Annotated in this window: 1 pseudogene; it reads left to right on the top strand. The window is 46.2% G+C overall.

From position 1 onward, the window contains the following. Window positions 1-675: pseudogene (locus ACYVIL_RS20485) on the top strand (GTP-binding protein); the annotation flags it as partial.

Raw genomic sequence — 675 nt, 5'->3', positions numbered from 1 at the left:
GTAAACGTCGGTACAATTGGCCACGTTGACCATGGTAAAACGACGCTAACAGCGGCAATCACTACAGTTCTAGCAAAGACCTATGGTGGTGCTGCATCAGCGTTTGATCAAATCGATAACGCTCCAGAAGAGCGTGAGCGTGGTATCACAATTTCAACATCTCACGTTGAATACGATACTCCTTCACGTCACTATGCACACGTAGATTGCCCAGGACACGCGGATTATGTTAAGAACATGATCACAGGTGCTGCGCAAATGGACGGCGGAATCTTGGTTGTTGCGGCAACTGACGGTCCAATGCCACAAACACGTGAGCACATCTTGTTAGGTCGCCAAGTAGGTATTCCTTACATGATCGTATTCATGAACAAATGTGACATGGTTGACGACGAAGAGTTGTTGGAATTGGTAGAAATGGAAGTACGTGAACTTCTAACAGAATACGAATTCCCAGGTGATGACTTGCCAGTGATTCAAGGTTCAGCGCTTAAAGCGTTGGAAGGCGACGCAGCATGGGAAGCAAAAATCATTGAGCTTGCAGAAGCCCTTGATAGCTATATCCCAGAGCCAGAGCGTGCCATTGATAAGCCATTCATTTTGCCAATTGAAGATGTATTCTCAATCTCAGGTCGTGGTACAGTTGTAACCGGTCGTGTAGAGCAAGGTATCATT

This window comes from Aliiglaciecola aliphaticivorans, from assembly GCF_054782055.1.
This window is presented reverse-complemented; position numbering and strand designations above follow the sequence as displayed.